General features: G+C 69.1%; 15 protein-coding genes and 1 pseudogene. 10 read left to right on the top strand and 6 right to left on the bottom strand.

Annotation, left to right across the window (positions count from 1 at the left end):
• Positions 1 to 1506 carry a YifB family Mg chelatase-like AAA ATPase gene (locus FS845_RS12435; protein ID WP_144635246.1) on the bottom strand — a complete coding sequence of 502 codons (1506 nt, stop codon included), beginning with the start codon at positions 1504 to 1506 and terminating at the stop codon, positions 1 to 3.
• A gap of 220 nt (positions 1507 to 1726) precedes the next feature.
• On the opposite strand from FS845_RS12435, the gene FS845_RS12430 reads away from it, so the two are divergent.
• A complete protein-coding gene (locus FS845_RS12430) occupies positions 1727 to 2164 on the top strand; it encodes a hypothetical protein (RefSeq protein WP_260986262.1) in 438 nt (145 codons plus the stop codon).
• Positions 2165 to 2249: 85 nt separating this feature from the next.
• On the opposite strand, the gene FS845_RS12425 is transcribed toward FS845_RS12430, so the two are convergent.
• The gene (locus tag FS845_RS12425; protein ID WP_144635243.1) at positions 2250 to 2843 is read right to left on the bottom strand and encodes a TetR/AcrR family transcriptional regulator; all 594 of its coding nucleotides are present in this window, start codon (positions 2841 to 2843) and stop codon (positions 2250 to 2252) included.
• A 127-nt stretch (positions 2844 to 2970) separates the two neighbouring features.
• Here FS845_RS12425 and FS845_RS12420 point away from each other — a divergent pair, with 127 nt between their 5' ends.
• Positions 2971 to 4161, top strand: a complete 1191-nt coding sequence (locus tag FS845_RS12420; RefSeq protein ID WP_144635240.1) for an MFS transporter — start codon at positions 2971 to 2973, stop codon at positions 4159 to 4161.
• A 23-nt stretch (positions 4162 to 4184) separates the two neighbouring features.
• On the opposite strand, the gene FS845_RS12415 is transcribed toward FS845_RS12420, so the two are convergent.
• Complete coding sequence (locus FS845_RS12415) at positions 4185 to 4454, bottom strand: accessory factor UbiK family protein (protein ID WP_144635791.1); 270 nt, start codon at positions 4452 to 4454, stop codon at positions 4185 to 4187.
• Between the two features lie 548 nt (positions 4455 to 5002).
• On the opposite strand from FS845_RS12415, the gene FS845_RS12410 reads away from it, so the two are divergent.
• Together FS845_RS12410 and amt are read left to right on the top strand one after the other, a co-directional pair.
• Positions 5003 to 5341: a P-II family nitrogen regulator gene (locus FS845_RS12410; RefSeq protein ID WP_094801830.1), complete on the top strand. Its 339-nt coding sequence runs from the start codon at positions 5003 to 5005 to the stop codon at positions 5339 to 5341.
• Positions 5342 to 5377: 36 nt separating this feature from the next.
• Positions 5378 to 6616 (top strand): ammonium transporter, encoded by a 1239-nt coding sequence (amt, locus tag FS845_RS12405; RefSeq protein ID WP_144635237.1) that lies wholly within the window; start codon positions 5378 to 5380, stop codon positions 6614 to 6616.
• Between the two features lie 126 nt (positions 6617 to 6742).
• On the opposite strand, the pseudogene FS845_RS12400 reads toward amt, so the two are convergent.
• Both FS845_RS12400 and FS845_RS12395 read right to left on the bottom strand, forming a co-directional pair.
• Positions 6743 to 7042, bottom strand: a pseudogene (locus tag FS845_RS12400) (acetyltransferase); the annotation flags it as partial.
• Between the two features lie 17 nt (positions 7043 to 7059).
• Entirely contained in the window at positions 7060 to 7659 is a 600-nt protein-coding gene (locus FS845_RS12395; RefSeq protein ID WP_144635235.1) for a TetR/AcrR family transcriptional regulator, read from the bottom strand.
• A gap of 160 nt (positions 7660 to 7819) precedes the next feature.
• On the opposite strand from FS845_RS12395, the gene FS845_RS12390 reads away from it, so the two are divergent.
• Positions 7820 to 9097: an MFS transporter gene (locus tag FS845_RS12390; protein ID WP_144635231.1), complete on the top strand. Its 1278-nt coding sequence runs from the start codon at positions 7820 to 7822 to the stop codon at positions 9095 to 9097.
• 7 nt (positions 9098 to 9104) lie between these two features.
• Here FS845_RS12390 and FS845_RS12385 read toward each other — a convergent pair whose 3' ends face one another.
• Entirely contained in the window at positions 9105 to 10823 is a 1719-nt protein-coding gene (locus FS845_RS12385) for a cyclic peptide export ABC transporter (protein ID WP_144635228.1), read from the bottom strand.
• 188 nt (positions 10824 to 11011) lie between these two features.
• Between FS845_RS12385 and FS845_RS12380 the strand changes: the two genes are divergently transcribed.
• From FS845_RS12380 to FS845_RS12360, 5 genes are all read left to right on the top strand, one after another.
• On the top strand, positions 11012 to 11986 hold the full coding sequence (locus FS845_RS12380) for an alpha/beta hydrolase (protein WP_144635225.1): 975 nt from the start codon (positions 11012 to 11014) through the stop codon (positions 11984 to 11986).
• A 7-nt stretch (positions 11987 to 11993) separates the two neighbouring features.
• Positions 11994 to 13076, top strand: a complete 1083-nt coding sequence (locus FS845_RS12375; protein ID WP_144635222.1) for a GNAT family N-acetyltransferase — start codon at positions 11994 to 11996, stop codon at positions 13074 to 13076.
• A gap of 59 nt (positions 13077 to 13135) precedes the next feature.
• Positions 13136 to 14431: a lysine N(6)-hydroxylase/L-ornithine N(5)-oxygenase family protein gene (locus FS845_RS12370; protein WP_144635218.1), complete on the top strand. Its 1296-nt coding sequence runs from the start codon at positions 13136 to 13138 to the stop codon at positions 14429 to 14431.
• 87 nt (positions 14432 to 14518) lie between these two features.
• On the top strand, positions 14519 to 15985 hold the full coding sequence (locus tag FS845_RS12365) for a diaminobutyrate--2-oxoglutarate transaminase (RefSeq protein WP_260986261.1): 1467 nt from the start codon (positions 14519 to 14521) through the stop codon (positions 15983 to 15985).
• Positions 15986 to 16082: 97 nt separating this feature from the next.
• Positions 16083 to 18215: a TonB-dependent siderophore receptor gene (locus FS845_RS12360; RefSeq protein ID WP_186332257.1), complete on the top strand. Its 2133-nt coding sequence runs from the start codon at positions 16083 to 16085 to the stop codon at positions 18213 to 18215.
• Positions 18216 to 18348 lie beyond the last annotated feature (133 nt).

The raw sequence follows: 18348 nt of genomic DNA, 5'->3' as shown, positions 1-18348 counted from the left end.
TCATACCCCCGTGCGCCGATACTGCACCGCCTCGGCCACGTGCCGCGTCTCGATCTCGTCCACGCCATCCAGATCGGCCAGCGTGCGCGCCACCCGCAACGCGCGATGCAGCGCCCGCGCCGAACCATCCAGGCGGCGGATGGCTTGCTGCAGCAGGCTGCGCGCGGCCGTCGGCATGGGGCAATGCTGCTCCAGCTCCGCCCCCTGCAACCCCGCGTTGGGCTTGCCCTGCCGGGCGAGCTGCCGGTCCCGGCAATGCACGACACGCGCGCGCACCGCCGCCGACGGTTCGCCCGGCGGCGCGTCCAGCCAGTGCAGGTCCGCGGGCGGAATGGCCAGGTGCAGGTCGATGCGGTCCAGCAAGGGACCGGATATCTTCCCCGCATAGCGTTCCACCTGGTCGGGACTGCAGCGGCACGGCCGCGTGGGATGCCCGCGCCAGCCGCACGGACAGGGATTCATCGCGGCGACCAGCTGGAACCGCGCGGGGTACTCGACCTGGTGCAGCGCCCGCGAAATGGCCACCCTGCCCGTCTCCAGCGGCTCGCGCAGCGATTCCAATGCGCGCCGTCCGAACTCGGGCAGCTCGTCGAGGAACAGCACCCCTCGATGCGCCAGGCTGATCTCTCCGGGGCGCGGCTTGCTGCCGCCACCCACCAGCGCGACCGCCGACACGGTGTGATGCGGCGCGCGCAACGGCGGCTGGCCCAACGGCAGCGTCCCGCCCGCCAGCGCCGCCAAGGCCGCCGCTTCCAGTGCGTGCGTCACCGACAGCGGCGGCAGCAACCCGGGCAGGCGCTGCGCCAGCATGCTCTTGCCCGCGCCCGGCGGCCCCACCATCAAGAGGCTGTGCGCGCCGGCGGCGCAGACTTCCAGCGCGCGCCGCGCCGCGGGCTGGCCGCGCACCTCGGACAGGCAGGGCATGTCCGGCGCGGCGGGCCAGGCGGCCGGCTGCGCGGCGGGCAGCGCCGAGGTACCCGCCAGATGCGCGGCGACCTCGGCCAGAGTGCGCGCCGACAACACCCGCACGCCCGGCACCCAGGCCGCGATTTCCGCGCTGCCCGCGGGTAGCACCAGCATCGCGCCCGGCCGCTCGCGCGCCACGGCCAAGGCGAGCGGCAAGGGAGAAGCCACCGGCACCAGCGCCCCCGTCAGCGACAGCTCGCCCGCCACCACCACGTCCGCCAACGCATGCGCCGGCAGATCCGCGGGCAGATTGAGTTGCCCGGACGCCAGCAGCAAGCCCAATGCGATGGGCAGGTCGAAGCGCGCCGAGGCCTTGGGCAGATCGGCCGGCGACAGGTTGACGGTGATGCGGCCAGGCGGGAACTCGAAGCCGCTGTTGGCCAATGCCGCGCGCACACGTTCGCGGCTTTCGCGCACCTCCACGTCGGGCAGGCCCACCACGCTGAAAGACGGCAGTCCAGCACCCAGATGGGTCTCCACGCGCACGGCGGGCGCTTCCAGGCCGGACAGGGCGCGGCTGGCGAATACGGCGAGGGTCATGGGAGCGCTGCTCGAAGGGATGCGAGCGGGCCAGTATGCGGAATTTCCAGGCGGGGCGTGGGACTCGGCGTGGCGAAAACGTCCCTGAGCAGCGGTGGCCGCCTGCAAAATCCCACCCCTGGAAAAGCGTAAAAATATGCATCATTCGGGGCAAATGCGCCAGATAAACGGGGTCCGGTGCTATATTCGCGCGCTTGTCGAGCACACTCGAGGCCCCGGAATGCTGCGTCGCGCCTGTCGAATCGTCCCTGCCTTCATTCTCCCGTTCGCGCTGTCGGCCTGCATGGGCCTGTCCATCTATTCGCCCACGCGCAACAAGCTGGATGATCAGGTAGGCAAGAACATCAAGGAACTGTTGCCCAAGTGGCCCGAGCCCAACGGCGCCGAGCCCTTCGTCGACAAGGTCGACGACCAGACGACCAGCTACACCTACGTCTACGGCTACACCCCCGACCACTACGAGAACCGGGGATATTCGGTCAACGGGCCCGGCAGCGTGACGTACAACACCTACAGCGTCTTCATCCCCGCTTCCACCGATTGCTGGGTGATCTTCTATACCGACAAGGCGGGCACCATCCTGCGCTACGACATGAAGACCAACGGGAAGATCAGCTACAACTCCTGCGGCCGATACATCAGCGGCTACGGATTCTGAGCGGATTCAGCCGCCGCGCGGCGCGGCTGGAACCGCACTGGACGGCAGGCGAGCCCCCGCAAACCAGGGCTCGTGACCGGAGCGGCTATGCCACGCGCGCCGCCTCTTCCGGCATTCGTTCCACCAGCCTCGCCACGCAGCGCCTGGCGAACGCGGGTTCGACCGGCGCCGCGTCGAACAGCAGGCGAAAGGTGATCGGGGCCACCACGACGTCCAGCATCTCGTCCATGTCCGGCACGTCGAACTCGCCGCGCTCGTGGGCGCGGTCGACGAACATCTGCAGGTGCGCGCGGACGATGTCCGCGCACTGACAGGCGGGGCCGCTGTCCTTGGCGCTCATGCCGGCCATCACGTCGCGCAGCATTTCGCGCCCCGGCGCCGACGACATTTCCTCCAGGTAGTTCTGCGCCCACGCCTCGAGGTCGCTGCGGAACGAGCCCGTATCCCCGGGATCCCCATCCGGATGAAAACGGTCGACGGCCACGTCGGCCAGCAGCGTCTGCAGGTCGCCCCATCGTCGATATATGGTGGAGGGCGTAACGCCGGCTTCCGCCGCCACCAACGCCACCGTCACGTCCTCGCTGGACATGCCGTCCAGCAGGTTCTTCACGGCCTGATGCACGGACGCCTGCACCCGTGCGCTTCTTCCGCCTGGCCGCACACCTTCTCTGATAGCCATGATCGTGCACTCCTTGCGTCACTATCGGACACTTTCGATATCGTTAAAGCCAAAGAATTGCTTTAATGATGCGCATAATCTACGCTGCACTAAAGCAATTATGTAGCGTTTACCAGCTGGAGTGTCAATGAACGCCACCCACACCCCGCCCTCCCCGTCACGCGCGCTGGCCATTTATTCGCTGACCGCCGCGTCCTTCCTGGGCGCGTCCAGCGCACCCACGCCGCTGTACCGGATCTACCAGCAGACCTGGCAGTTTTCATCCGGCACGCTGACGCTGGTGTTCGCTGTCTACGCCTTTACCCTGTTGGCCGCGCTGCTGACCACGGGTCCGCTGTCCGACCACGTGGGACGGCGCCCCGTCGTCGTCGGCAGCATCCTGCTGAACATTCTCGCCCTGTCGCTGTTCGCCGCCGCGGACGGCGCGGCAATGCTGTTGCTGGCCCGCGCGCTGCAAGGCCTGGCCACCGGCATGGCGATCAGCGCGCTGGGCGCCGCCCTGCTCGATGCCAGCCGCGAGCGCGGTCCGCTGCTCAATTCCCTGGCCCCCTTGTTCGGCATGGGCATCGGCGCGCTGGTCACCAGCCTGCTGGTGCAATACGCACCCGCTCCCATGCGGTTGATCTACTTGTTGCTTATTGCCTTGCTGGCCATCGAGGCGCTGCTCGTGCTCGGTCTGCCGGAAACCGCAAGCCGCGTGCCGGGGCTGTGGGCCTCGATGCGCCCGCGCGTGCGGGTGCCCCCCGCGGCGCGCGGCGCAATGCTGCGTATCCTACCGGTCAATATTGCCGTGTGGGCGCTGGGAGGATTCTATCTGTCGCTCGGGCCCACGCTGGCACGCATCGTCACCGGGTCCGACAATGTCGTGGTCGGCGGCTGGGTGGTGTTCGCGCTGACGATGAGCGGGTTCGCCGCCGTCGCCGTGCTGCGCACGCTGTCCACGCCGCGGCTGCTGATGGCCGGGTCGATCGCGCTGGCATCGGGGCTGATGGTGACGCTGGCCGGCGTGCACCTGGACAGCGCGGCGCCGTTCTTCGCGGGCACCTGTCTGTCGGGCGCGGGCTTCGGCGCCGCGTTCCAGGGCGCGCTGCGCTCTGTCGTGCCGCTGGCGCCGCCGGCCGAACGCGCCGGCCTGGTGGCCGCATTCTTCGTGCTGAGCTACCTGGCCTTCAGCCTGCCCGTGCTGCTGGCGGGAGTGCTGGCGCACGAACTGGGCTTGCGGCTGACCATGGACCTGTATGGCGCCGCGTTGATCGTGCTGGCCTCGTCGACGGTGGCGGCCAGCGCCCTGGGCAGGCATGCCCGCGCCGCGGGCTGAGCCGCGGCCGGCACGGCTTTCGGTCAGGACTGCGGACCGCCGCGCGCCTCCAGCGCGTCCAGGCGGGCCTGCAGCTGCTGGACCTGTTCGCCCAGCTGGTCGACGCGCATGCGGGCACGCGCCAGCAGGTCGGTCTGCACTTCGAATTCCTCGCGGGTGACCAGATCCAGCCGCGTGAACGTCTGCGTCATCATGGCGCGCGCGTTGCGCTCCAGGTCCGCCGCGGGGCTGCGGGCGATCAGGTCGGACAGGTTCTTCTGCAGGTCTTCCATCCACTGCGTGCGATTGTTCATCATGGCTTTTCCTTCAAATACGGGCGGACAACCGTCAGTGTAGAGCAGGCAAAAAGAAAGCGGCCCGCCGAAGCGCCGCCGCCTTTCAAAAGCACAGGAGAAAAACCGAATCGCCGCAGCGATTCCTAGAAGCTGCCATCAGGCACACCCCTGGTCGGTCCGGTTGCCCGGACCCCACGCGACGACGTTGCCGCCATCGCGTGGAAGTGATTCTTCATTAGAGGGCGGTCGGGAACAAGCGGCAGCTGTAATGCGCCGTATCAGCCGCGGCCATCGCCGCCGTGGCCAGCCCTGCAATTGGCTACAAATTCCCCCCTGGATACATACTTGGTTGCACCCCTGCCCTTTGCGAGGGCGGCGGTCCAGTTTGGTGCACAGCCATGCACCGCCGTGCCCCAACTTGAGGCATGCATGCACGCCGCCGACGCATGGCGGCGCCGCCAGCCCGGCGCCGTCGGTCGCGCGCGCGTCGGCGCCTTCGCTTTCGCAAGTTGGCACGGCTTTTGCTTGATAGCTGATGCCCACGCGCAACCATGAGAGGAAAAGCCATGAAACTCGTCATCGCCATCATCAAGCCCTTCAAGCTCGACGAAGTGCGGGTGGCTCTGTCCGGCATCGGCGTCCAAGGACTGACCGTCACTGAAGTGAAAGGCTTTGGACGCCAGAAAGGCCATACCGAGCTGTACCGCGGCGCCGAATACGCCGTCGACTTCCTGCCCAAGCTGCGGGTGGAAGCCGCCGTGCCGGACCACCTGGTCGACCAGGTCGTGGAGGCCATCGAGCAGGCCGCCCGTACCGGCAAGATCGGCGACGGCAAGATCTTCACTGCTCCGCTGGAGCAGGTCATTCGTATCCGAACCGGCGAATCCGGGGAAGCAGCGCTGTAAAGCACACAAAGAAAAACTCATTGGAGCCCATTGGAAATGGATAAAGCGGATATCTCCTGGTTGCTGGTCTCGACACTGCTGGTGTTGATGATGGCGGTCCCCGGCCTGGCGCTGTTCTACGGCGGCCTGGTGCGCAGCAAGAACGTGCTGTCGGTGCTGATGCAGGTGCTGTGCACGTTCGCCCTGGGCGTCGTGCTGTGGTTCATCTACGGCTACTCGCTGGCCTTCACGGAAGGCAACGCCTTCTTCGGCGGCTTCTCGCGTGTGTTCTTCTCCGGCATGTTCACGCCGGTCGATGGCAAATACGCGCTGTCGGGTTCGCTGACCGAGATCCTGTTCGCCTCGTTCCAGGCCACGTTCGCCGGCATCACCTGCGCGCTGATCGTGGGCAGCTTCGCCGAGCGCGTGCGCTTCTCGGCGGTGCTGGTCTTCACGGCCATCTGGTTCACGTTCGCCTACGTGCCCATCGCGCACATGGTGTGGTTCGCCTCGCCGACCGTGCCGGGCCTGCTGAACGCACAGGGCGCGCTGGACTTCGCCGGCGGCACGGTGGTGCACATCAACGCCGGCGTGGCCGGCCTGGTGGGCGCGTACGTGATCGGCAAGCGCGTGGGCTACGGCCGCGAAGCCATGCAGCCGCACAACCTGTCCATGACCTACATCGGCGCCATGCTGCTGTGGGTGGGCTGGTTCGGCTTCAACGCGGGCTCGTCGCTGGCCGCCAACGAAGGCGCCACCCTGGCCTTCTTCAACACCATGATCGCCACGGCAGGCGCGGTGCTGGCCTGGACGCTGACCGAGTGGAGCCTGAAGGGCAAGCCCTCGGTGCTGGGCGCGGCCTCCGGCGCGATTGCCGGCCTGGTCGGCATCACCCCGGCCGCAGGCCTGGTCGGTCCGGTGGGCGCGCTGGTGATCGGCGTGGTGGCGGGCGTGGTCTGCGTGTGGGGCGTGAACGGCCTGAAGCGCATGCTGCGTGCGGATGACGCGCTGGACGTGTTCGGCGTGCACGGCGTGGGCGGCATCGTCGGCGCCCTGCTGACCGGCGTGTTCAACGCCAAGGCCCTGGGCGGCCCGGGCCTGGACAGCGCCGGCGCCATCGCCGGCCAGGTCTGGGTGCAGCTCGAAGGCGTGCTGCTGACCATCGTGTGGTCGGGCATCGTGGCCTGGATCGCCTACAAGATCGCCGACATGCTGTGCGGCCTGCGCGTGCCGGAAGACCAGGAGCGCGAAGGCCTGGACGTGACCAGCCACGGCGAGTCCGCGTACCACAGCTGAACGAACGCCAGAGGCGGGCACTCTATACGCCCGCCCTGCAGACCCCAGGGGAAAAAGCCGAAAAGGCTGAGCAGTACGGACGGCGCCGCAAGGCGCCGTTCTCTTTGGACGGACGAAAGTGTCGATTCAGGCCTGGGCGGGCCGATGGCGCAGAGGGATCAGTGGATATGCCCTGCCCTGGCCGTCCAGCTCGGACCGGCCGATGGCTGGAAGCCCAGCCGCTCGTAGAAACCGATGGCCTGGCCATTCTGCGCGTTGACGTCGGTGCACAGGTCAGGATGCTGGGCAAAGCGCATGTCGCACAGGCAGAGGGCCCACGCCGGACCCGCCAGACGCGGGATCGACAAACAGCGCCTCCATGCGGTGACCGTCCAGCAGCATGAAAGCGATGGCCCGGTCCGACGCATGAACCGCCAGGTCAAGGGCGCATGCCCATGGATACGCTACAGACTGGCCTCGATCAGGCGCTCCGCGACCTCGCGCAGATGCGTCGCCGGACCATTGCCGCCGAATATCTGGCCCGTCACGAAGGCGCCCTCCAGCAGCAGCAACAGGCCGTCGCCCAGGGCTTGCGGATCGCGCGCGCCCATGTCGCGCGCCATGCCGGCCAGGCGGCGGCGCAGCTCCTGCTTGTGCGCCACGGCTACCTGGCGAGCCGGGTGGTCGGGTTCGGGATACTCCACCGCCGCGTTGCTCAGGCCGCAGCCACGGTAGCAGCCGGGCGTTCGCGTGCGTTCGGTCAGGCCGCTGAAATACGCCAGGATCTGCGCGCGCGGATCGCCGGGATGCCTGGCCACCGTGGCGTCCAGGCGGGCCCAGAATTCACCTTCGTAGTCGCGCAGGTAGGACGCGGCCAGCTCGTCCTTGGACGAGAAGCTGCGGTACAGGCTGGGCTTGGTGACGCCGGCCTCGGCCACGATGGCGTCCACGCCCACGGCACGGATGCCATGGTGGTAGAAGAGTTCGCGTGCGCTCTTGCGGATGCGGTCGGCCGCCGGCGCGGGACGCGGCGGGGCATCGGGAAGGGAGGCTTTGTTCGTCATGGAAGGCCCTGGAGAAATCGGCGCGTGGATCGCCGGAGCATGGCAACGGCGGCTGGCAATACCCCTGACGGCACGGCAACCACGGCGTCGAAAATCGTATTGACGGCGTTACTGACCGGTACGTATTATACGCACTCCTTGATACGTACCGGTCAGTAACATGATCTTCCATCGCGCCGTTCCCCGCTTCGGCCAGCGCTACGCCTTCGTCGTGGTCGCCGTCATCTTCTTCTGCCTGCTGGTCTCGGCCGGCCTGCGCTCCACGCCCAGCGTGCTGCTGGTTCCGCTGGAGGAATCCTTCGGCTGGAGCCGCTCGTCGATCTCGCTGGCCGCAGCCATCGGCATTTTCTTCTACGGCCTGATGGGCCCCTTCGCCGCGGCCGCCATGGAACGCTTCGGCCTGCGCCGCGTGCTGATCACCGCGCTGCTGGTGATGTCGGCCTCCAGCGCCGCCAGCGCCTACATGACGGAAACCTGGCATTTGCTGGCCTCCTGGGGCGTGTTCTCGGGCATGGCTTCGGGCGCGGTGGCGGTGGTGCTGGGGGCTACCGTGGTCAATCGCTGGTTCGTCAAGCGCCGCGGCCTGATGATGGGGCTGCTGACCGCCAGCACGGCCACGGGCAACCTGGTGTTCCTGCCGATCCTGGCCAGCCTGGCGGCTTCGGGCGACTGGACCCGCGTGGTGTGGACGGTGGCCGCGGCCGCGCTGGTCCTGGCGCCGCTGGCCTGGCTGCTGGTGCCCGACCGCCCCGGCGACGTGGGCCTGACGCCCTACGGCACCGATCCGGGCGTGGCGCCGGCCGCCCCGGCGCCGCGCACCGGCATGGTGGCGGCTACCTTCGGCGTGCTGCGCCGCGCGGCCGCCACGCGCGTGTTCTGGTATCTGTTCGCCACCTTCTTCGTGTGCGGCTTCACCACCAACGGCCTGGTCGGCACGCACCTGATCGCGCTGTGCGGCGACCACGGCATCGCCGAAGTGCAGGCGGCCGGCCTGCTGGCTCTGATGGGCGTGTTCGACCTGGTGGGCACCACGGCCTCGGGCTGGCTGACCGACCGCTACGACCCGCGCAAGCTGCTGTTCACGTACTACGCGCTGCGCGGCCTGTCGCTGATGGTCCTGCCCTATTCCGACTTCTCGTTCTACAGCCTGTCGATCTTCGCGATCTTCTACGGCCTGGACTGGATCGCCACCGTGCCGCCCACGCTGCGGCTGACCACGGAAGCCTTCGGCGAGCGCGATGCGCCGGTGGTGTTCGGCTGGATCGTGGCGGGACACCAGCTGGGCGCGGCCAGCGCCGCGTGGATGGGCGGCTTCGTGCGCGAGAGCACCGGCAGCTACCTGATGGCCTTCGTGCTGGCGGGCGCCACCGGGCTGGTGGCGGCGGTGATCGCGCTGCTGATCCACCGCAGGCCGCGCGAGGCGGCGCAGCCGGCCTGACGACGCATCAGGCCGCCAGACTGGCCGGCGCTTCGATCCTGTCGACCCGCCCCGCCCGCATGTGCACGATGCGGTCGGCCACGTGGAAATAGCGGTCGTCGTGCGAGATCACCACGATCGACCGGCCCTGCGCGCGCAGTTCGGGCAGCAGCTCGGTATAGAACAGATGGCGGAAGGCCGGGTCCTGGTCGGCCGCCCACTCGTCGAACACCAGCACCGGCCGGCCTTCCAGGTAGGCGTGGACCAGCGCCAGGCGCTTGCGCTGGCCGGTGGACAGGTCCACGGTGCTGAAGGCGCCCTCCTGCACGCTGACCTTGTGGGCCAGCTCCAGCCGCTGCAGATAGGGCTGCGCCGTCTCGGGCAGCGACTGCTGCCCGCCGGGCAGGTCCTCGAACAGGAAGAAATCCGACAGCACCGTGCCGAACAGCTGGCGGTAGTCGTCGCGCTCGGCGTGGCCCACCGGCTTGCCGTCCAGCAGCACCGCGCCGTCGCTGGGCATGTACAGCCCCAGCAGCAGCTTGATCAGCGTGGTCTTGCCCGAGCCGTTGTCGCCGACGACGAACAGCAGCTCGCCGCGCCGCACCGTCAGGTCGATCGGTCCCAGCACGAAGCCCGGCTGTCCAGCGGCCGGCGCGTCGAACGTGTACGACGCGCCGCGCAGCTCGATGCCGCGTTCCATCGCGGGCCGCCTGTCCGTGTCCAGGCCCGACGCATCGGCCAGCGCGGCCTCGGGCGTGGCGAAGCGCGCGGCGAGGTCGGCGACGCGTTTCAATGCCACCCGCGCGCGGCCCAGGCTGGGCAGCGTATTGATGATCTGGTCCATGGGCCCCTTCAGGAACAGCAGCACCAGCACGAAGCCGCTGAGCACGCCCGGTTCGCTGCCGCGCAGCGTGGCCCATCCGAGGATCAGCGCGATCAGCAGGAAGAACAGCGCCGAGCCGAAGGCGCGCGCGGTGACGTAGGTATTGATGGCCTTCCAGTTGATGTCGCGGATGCGGTCCACCGAATGCGCCACGCCGTCGCGGTAGACGCGATGGCGGCGCTCGCGGTTCATCCGCAGTTCCTTGGCGCCCTCGCTGATGCCGCGATAGGCCTTGTGCAGCGTCTCCTCCATGTCGCGCGCCTGCCAGAAGCCCGCCATGCCGCGCGCCTGGTAGCGCAGCTGGCAGGCCGTGCCCAGCAGCAGCATGACCAGCAGCACGCCGAACATGGCCGGCGACAGCCACGCCAGGTAGACCAGGCAGCCCAGCGCGGTGGCCAGCGCGATGACGGTCGACGACAGCGTGAAGGCGACGTCGCTGATCATGTCCACGTCCTGCGTCAGCACCGGCATCAGGCGGTGCGTGCGATAGCGCTCCAGCGCGTCGATGGGCGCGGACAAGATCTGGCGCGCGAGCATCTTGCGCACCTGCGCCACCAGCCGCTGGCCCACCAGGTTGGTGGAGATGTCGGACACGGCGCGGCCCGCCAGCGCGACCAGGCAAAGGCCGATGAATACGTACAGCGCCTGTCCTTGCAGCGGACCGGACTGGTTGAGTACCTGGTTGATGGTGCCCAGCAGCGCCACGGTGGCCGCGCCGGCGGCGATGCCGCATACCGAGGACAGCACGATCCAGCCCAGGAAGGGGCGCAGCAGACCGGCCAGGCCCCGGCGTTCGGACCGCGCCGCTTCGTCCGAGGGCGCCTGCCCGGCCGCTTCCGTGGGCGCCTCTTGCACAACCGTCATTGCCTGCTCCTGGATCGCGGCACCGGTACGGCGCTGCCCTGTTTACCAAGACGCGCGAGCGCGCGGGATGTTTAGTCCCGCGCGGCGCCCCGGCGCGCCCGCGACTAAACAAAATCGCGCGGCCCGCGTCTTTCCAGGACAGGCGCTGGTTGCCGGGCGCCTGCATACCCTAGCCATGCAGGATGGACATGACCTTGCATCCCGACCTGGAAGCCTTCCTGGAAATGAGCCGGCGGTCCGGCGCGCGCCCCATGACGGGCATGACGCCGGACGAGGCTCGCGCCGTGTACGACCGCGCCACGCTGGCGCTGGATACCGAAGCCCCGGACGTGCCCACCGACGCCGTGCGGATGGACTGCCGCGACGGCCACCCGCTGCGCCTGCGGCTCTATCGCGGCACGGCGGCGCGGCCCGCGCCCGTGCTGCTGTACTTCCACGGCGGCGGCTACGTGCTGGGCAGCCTGGCGTCGCACCACTCGCTGTGCGCCGCGCTGGCGCGGCAAGCGGCCTGCGCGGTGGTGGCGGTGGAGTATCGGCTGGCGCCCGAACACCGCTTTCCCACGGCCTTCGAGGATGCCGAGGACGCGCGGCTGTGGCTGGGCCGCGAAGGACCGGCCCTGGGGCTGGACACCTCGCGCGTGATCTATGGCGGCGACAGCGTGGGCGGCACGCTGGCCACGGCGCTGACGCTGGCCGACCGCGCGGCCGGCCGGCCGCAGCCCGCGCTGCAGCTGCTGCTGTATCCGTGCACCAGCGCGCGGCAGGACACGCCCTCGCACGCCGCCTATGCGCGCGGCTACCTGCTGGAGGCGGACGTGCTGCAGTGGATGTTCGGCCATTACCTGCGCACGGACCAGGACCGCGACGACTGGCGCTTCGCCCCGCTGCAGGCCGCGGACCTGTCGGGCCTGGCGCCGACCCGCCTCTTCCTGGCCCGCCACGATCCGCTGTGCGACGAGGGGCTGGCCTACGCGCAGCGCCTGCGCGACGCAGGCGTGGACGCGCGGGTGCGGGTATACGAGGACATGGTCCACGACTTCGCCCGGCTGGGCAACGTCGTCGAGCAGGCCGACGAACTGCGCGCCGAACTGGCCGCATGCCTGCGCCAGGGCCATGCGCGGGCCTTGCCGGATGCAGCCGCGCCGCGCGCGGCGCTGGCCTGACCCGCCCATGGACACGACGCACACTCCCCCGCCCGGCCCCGTTTCCAGGCGCGACGCGCGCGCGCCCGACTGGATCTCCTATGCGCTGGGCCTGGCACTGCACGTGGACGCGCGCCCCGCGCAGGACAGCAGCCAGTTGCTGCGCATCGGCGCGCACGACGGGCCGCGCAGCCTCTGGACGCTGCACGCGCAGGACGACACCGGCAAGCTGCACTGCCAGGATGGCGCGGGCGACGATACGCTGCCGGCACACACGCTGGCGGCGCTGGATGCCGCGTTCGGCCTGCACCCGGCATTGCGCCGCATCGACCTGCCGCAGGCGCCACGGCTGGCGCCGCAACTGGCCAGCGCCGCGTCCCCGGGCCCCGGCGGCTCGGCCCCGGCCATCATCCCGCGCGCCGCCTTGTGGCAATTGCCCGCGCTGTGGCTGCCGCCGGGCCCAACGGACACACCGTACGCCGAGCACTGGACCTGGACCGGCTCGCGGCGCCATCCCGCGCGCAAGCCGCAGCCGTCCGGCGTGGCCTACCGGCGCTTCATCCCGTGGCTGGGCCGCACCCTGACCCTGCGCAGCGCCGATCCCGACGCCGACCTGCCGCACTTCCATCGCTGGATGAACGATCCGCACGTGGCCGAGTTCTGGCAGGAGACCGGCACGCCCGAGCAGCACCGCGCCTATCTCGCGCGCCTGGCGGCCGACGCGCATGCCGCGCCCCTGATCGCGGCGCTGGACGACACGCCGTTCGCCTACGTCGAGACCTACTGGGCACAGGAGGACCGCCTGGCCCCCTACTACGACGCCGACGACTACGACCGCGGCTGGCACGTGCTGGTGGGCGAGCCGGCGTTTCGCGGCAAGGATTTCCTGACGGCCTGGATGCCGTCGGTCTCGCATTATCTGCTGCTGGACGATTGCCGCACCCGGCGCATCGTCATCGAGCCCAGGGCGGACAACGCCCGCATGATCAGAAGCCTGGGGCGGTGCGGCTACGCGCTGCAGAAGGAGTTCGACTTTCCCCACAAGCGCGCCATGCTGGGCATGTTGCTGCGCGAGCGCTTCTTCTCGGACGCGCTCTGGATACCGGGCTGACGCCCGCCGCGGGAGAACGGCATCCCCGCCCGGACCCGCAATGACATAAGGACGAATCCATGCAAGTCCACGACGTCATCGGGGTCGGCTTCGGCCCGTCCAACCTCGCGCTGGCCATCAACCTGCGCGAGGCGCCGCCGGAAGGCCGCCGCCTCAGTGCGTGCTTCATCGAGAAACAGCAGGGCTTCGCCTGGCATCGCGAGATGATGCTGGACCATGCCCACATGCAGATCTCGTTCCTGAAGGACCTGGCGACCATGCGCGACCCGCGCAGCCGCTTCACCTTCATCAGCTACCTGCATCACAAGGGCCGGCTGGCGGACTTCATCAACCTGAAGACCTTCTATCCCAGCCGCCGCGAATTCAACGACTACCTGTCGTGGGCGGCCGCGCATTTCGAGGACGAATGCGCATACGGCGAAGAGGTGTTCGACGTGCTGCCGGAGCCGCGCGACGGCCGGGTCGCCCTGCTGCGCGTGCGCTCGCGCGATACCCAGGGCAAGGTGCGCGAGCGCCTGGCGCGCAACCTGGTGCTGGGCATCGGCGGCAGCGCGCACATCCCCTCGTGCTTCGCCGACCTGCCCGACGATTCTCCGGTGTTCCATTCCAGCCGCTACCTGGGCTGCATCGACGCGCACGCGCAGGCGCGGCGTGTCGCGGTGGTGGGCGCCGGGCAAAGCGCCGCGGAGCTGTTCATGGACCTGCATGGGCGCCTGCCCGGCGCGCGGGTCGACCTGATCATGCGCGGCCGCGCCATGCGGCCCTCCGACGACAGTCCTTTCGTCAACGAGATCTTCAATGCCGAGTTCACGGACTACATGTACCACCGCGATCCGGCCACGCGCGCCGCGCTGCTGGACGAGTTCTGGCACACGAACTACGCCGCGCCGGACCTGGACCTGGTGCAGCGCATGTTCGCCGTGTTCTACGAGCAGAAAGTGGCTGGGCAGGACCGCCACCGCCTGCTGCGCCGCCACGAGACGCGCAGCGCGCGCCGCGACGGCGCCGGCATCGAGCTGCAGCTGCGCGATCTGGACACGGGCGCCGCGCGCACCGAGCGCTACGACGCCGTCGTGCTGGCCACGGGCTATGCCCACGAACACCACAAGACGCTGCTGGCGCCGCTGTCGGCGCACCTGGGGGAGCTGGCCGTGGACCGCCATTACCGCGTCGTGTCCGACGCCACGCTGCAGGCCGGCATCTTCCTGCAGGGCGCCTGCGAGACCAGCCACGGCCTGAGCGACACGCTGCTGTCCCTGACCTCGATACGCGCCAGCGAAATCCTGGATGCGATGTTGCGGCCGCCCCACGTCCAGGCCGAGCCAGCCCTGCAGGGCGCCGCGGAAAGCCCCTAGCGGTGCCGGATTTCCAGGGTATGTACTCAGAAATTTTTAATTGCAAATGAAAACCATACCTATTACTCTTTCCGCAGGAGTTCAGCGATGACCCATGTGCCAACCCGCGTGCCCCCCGCGTTCGGCTTGTCCCCCGCTGCGGCCGAACTGGCCCGGCGGCATCGCGCCATGGCCGAGCCCTACGCCATCGGCTCCAATCCGCTGCTGGCCCACCAGCAGGCCCGCGAATCCAACGCGCGCAGCTATCCGCGCCGCATCCCGCTGGCCCTGCGCCGCAGCGCGGGCATCTACGTCGAGGACGTGGAAGGCCGCGTGTTCATCGATTGCCTGGCCGGCGCCGGCACGCTGGCGCTGGGCCACAACCACCCCGTCATCACCGCGGCCATCCAGGCCGTGCTGGACAGCGGCGCGCCGCTGCACACGCTGGACCTGACCACGCCCGTCAAGGACCGCTTCATGGCGGACCTGTTCGACGTGCTGCCGCCCGCGCTGGCGGCCGGCGCCAAGGTGCAGTTCTGCAGCCCCAGCGGCTCGGACGCCATCGAAGCGGCCATGAAACTGGTGCGCATCGCCACCGGCCGCGCGGGCATGGTGGCCTTCAGCGGCGCCTATCACGGCATGACGCAGGGCGCGCTGGGCATGATGGGCAGCCTCGGGCCGAAGCGCGCGCTGCACGGCATGCTGCAGAACGTGCAGTTCGCGCCGTATCCCTACGACTACCGCTGCCCCTTCGGGCTGGGCGGCCAGGCCGGCGTGCAGGCCGGCCTGCATTACCTGGACACGCTGCTGTCCGATCCCGAGAGCGGCGTGCCCACGCCCGCCGGCGTAGTGGTCGAGCCCGTGCAGGGCGAAGGCGGCGTGATCCCCGCGCCGGATGCCTGGCTGCGCGGCCTGCGCGAGGCCACCGCCCGCCACGACGTGCCGCTGATCGCCGACGAAGTGCAGACCGGCTTCGGCCGCACGGGCCGCATGTTCGCGGTCGAGCACGCGGGCATCGTGCCGGACGTGCTGGTGCTTTCCAAGGCCATCGGCGGCGCGCTGCCGCTGTCGGTGGTGGTCTACCGCGGCGAACTGGACGCCTGGCAGCCCGGCGCCCATGCCGGCACGTTCCGCGGCAACCAGATGGCCATGGCGGCGGGCTCGGCCACCCTGCGCTTCATCCGCGACGAAGGCCTGCCCGAGCACGCCGCCCGCATGGGCGAGCGGCTGGCCACGCAGCTGCGCGCGCTGCAGGAAGACATTCCCGCGCTGGGCGACGTGCGCGGGCGCGGCCTGATGCTGGGCGTGGAGATCGTGCAGCCCGCCGGCGGCGCCGCGGACGGCGCGCCCGCGGCCGCGCCCGAACTGGCGCAACGCCTGCAGGCGCTGTGCCTGCGCCATGGCCTGATTCTCGAACTGGGCGGCCGCCACGGCAGCGTCGTGCGCTTCCTGCCGCCCCTGATCATCGACGCCTCGCAGATCGACGACGTCGCGCGCATCTTCGGCGACTGCGCCCGCCAGGTGTGCGGGACGGCCCTCGTCGCCGACGACAAGGACCCTGTTGTACCCATGTAGTTCTCCATCAACCCATCGACCACGAAAAATGACTCAACGGCTTTCCATGCGCAAACCGGCTGCCGCCCGGCTTCTTCCGCACAAGACCTCCCTGGCGGTGCATGCCGCTTTCTTGGGCCTGGCCTGCTTCCATGGCAGCGCGCACGCGCAGAGCGCCACGGGCAGCGGCAACGTCACGCAGCTTCCGGCCGTGACCGTCACGGGCGAGGCGGCCCCGCAGACGGCCACCGGCCCGGTGGACGGCTACCTGGCCGAGCGCAGCGCCACCGGCACCAAGACGGACACGCCCATCCTGGAAACGCCGCAGTCGATTTCGGTGGTCACCAAGGACGCCATGCAGAGCCAGGGGACGCTGAACCTGGCCAACGCCGTGCGATACACGGCAGGGATGAACTCCGCTGCGTATGCCAACGGCGACGGCAACGCCTTCGACGCCTTCACCATGCGCGGCTTCGTGGTCAGCAACAGCGGTGTGCTGCTGAACGGCATGCGGCTGCGCTACAACATCCTGGACGCGCCCACCGATCCGTACGCGCTGGAGCGCATCGACATTCTGAAGGGCCCGTCCTCGGTGCTGTACGGCCAGTCCGGCCCCAGCGGCGTGATCAACCTGGTGTCCAAGCGGCCCAGCGCGGAAAGCCGCCACGAGATCGAGGTGCAGGGCGGATCGTACGACCGCCGCCAGATCGCCACGGACCACACCGGCGCGCTGAACCAGGACGGCACGCTGTCCTACCGCCTGACCGGCCTGTTCCGCGAGAGCAATACGTACATCGACCACAACGGCGACGACCGCGTCTTCATCGCGCCGGCGCTGAAATGGCAGCCCAGCGCCGCCACCAGCTTCACGTTGCTGGCCAACTACTACAAGAACAAGACGGACGCCTACAGCGGCCTGCCCTACTACGGCGCGGTCAAAAAGAGTCCGTTGGGCGAGCCGTCGGTCCACACCAACCTTGGCGACCCGAACTACAACTACTGGAACAGCTACAGCAAGTCCATCGGCTACATCTTCGAACACAAGTTCAACGATGCTCTCGAAGTGCGGCAGAGTGCACGCTACGGCGAATACTCGCTGTACTACGGCTATCTGTTCCCCGCCGCCAGCGGCGACCCCTTGCCCGGCAATCGGATCGTCAACCGGCAGGCCATCCGACGCCACGACGAAACGGATACGCTGACCGTCGACAACAACGTGACGGGGCGCTGGCGTGCCCTGGGCGGCGAGCACACTACCCTCGTCGGGCTAGACTATAGCCGCAACCACTCGGATACGATGAATTTCCGCGGCGCCGCAACGCCGACCGACCTTTACGATCCAGTGTATGGTCCGGCCAACGTACCGTCCAACCTGGCGCTGCGCAACAGCGACGTGGTGCGCTTCGAGCAGGTCGGCGTCTATGCGCAGCAGCAGAGCAAGTTCCTGGACCGCTTCGTCGTCACCCTCGGCGGCCGCCAGGACTGGTCCGAGAACAAGGCCTACAGCCGCGTCACCCGCGTGAGCACGAAGCAGAACGACGACAAGTTCACAGGCCGCGTCGGCCTGACCTATCTGGCGCCGTACGGCATCGCGCCGTACGTCAGCTACGCCCAGTCCTTCGAGCCGCTGGGCGGCAGCGACGCCAGCGGCAGCCCGTTCAAGCCGACCGAAGGCGAGCAGTACGAAGTCGGCGTGAAGTGGCAGCCCGAGAACAGCAGGACGCTGGTCACCCTGGCCGCCTATCACCTGACGCAGCAGAACGTGCTGACGACCGACCCGGTCAACCGCGGCTTCCAGGTCCAGACGGGCGAGATCCGCTCCAAGGGCGTCGAGCTGGAAGCCACCACCGAAGTGGTGCGCAACCTGCGCGTGCGCGGCGCGCTGACCTTCAACAGCAGCGAAATCACCAAGAGCAACGTGCCGGGCCAGGTGGGCTTCCGCCCGGCCGACACGCCGATGCGCATGGCCTCGCTGTGGGTCGACTACAAGTTGCCGCCCTCGGTGCTGGGCGGCCTGCTGGTGGGCGCCGGGGCGCGCTACATGGACGGCACGTACGACGTGCAGAACTCGGTCAAGACCTCGGGCTACACGGTGTACGACGCGATGCTGGGGTACGAGATCCAGAGCTGGAGGTTCGCGTTGAACGTGCAGAACGTGTTCGACAAGAAGTTCCTGAGCTCGTGCAACAACTTCACGTGCTACTACGGCCAGCCCCGCACCGCCATGCTGACGGCGCGCTACTCGTGGTGATGCCCGAGGCGTCCGTTGGGGCGCCTGCGGCCGCGCCTGCATGAATCGCGCCACCGCCCGCGCGGCGCGCCGGCATGCGGCGCAGCGGGCGGAACGGTAACGGGCCGCCGCGAAGGCGGCCCGTCTGGCCTGA

The organism is Bordetella genomosp. 13 (assembly GCF_007679965.1).
Classification (GTDB): Bacteria; Pseudomonadota; Gammaproteobacteria; order Burkholderiales; family Burkholderiaceae_B; genus Bordetella.
This window is presented reverse-complemented; position numbering and strand designations above follow the sequence as displayed.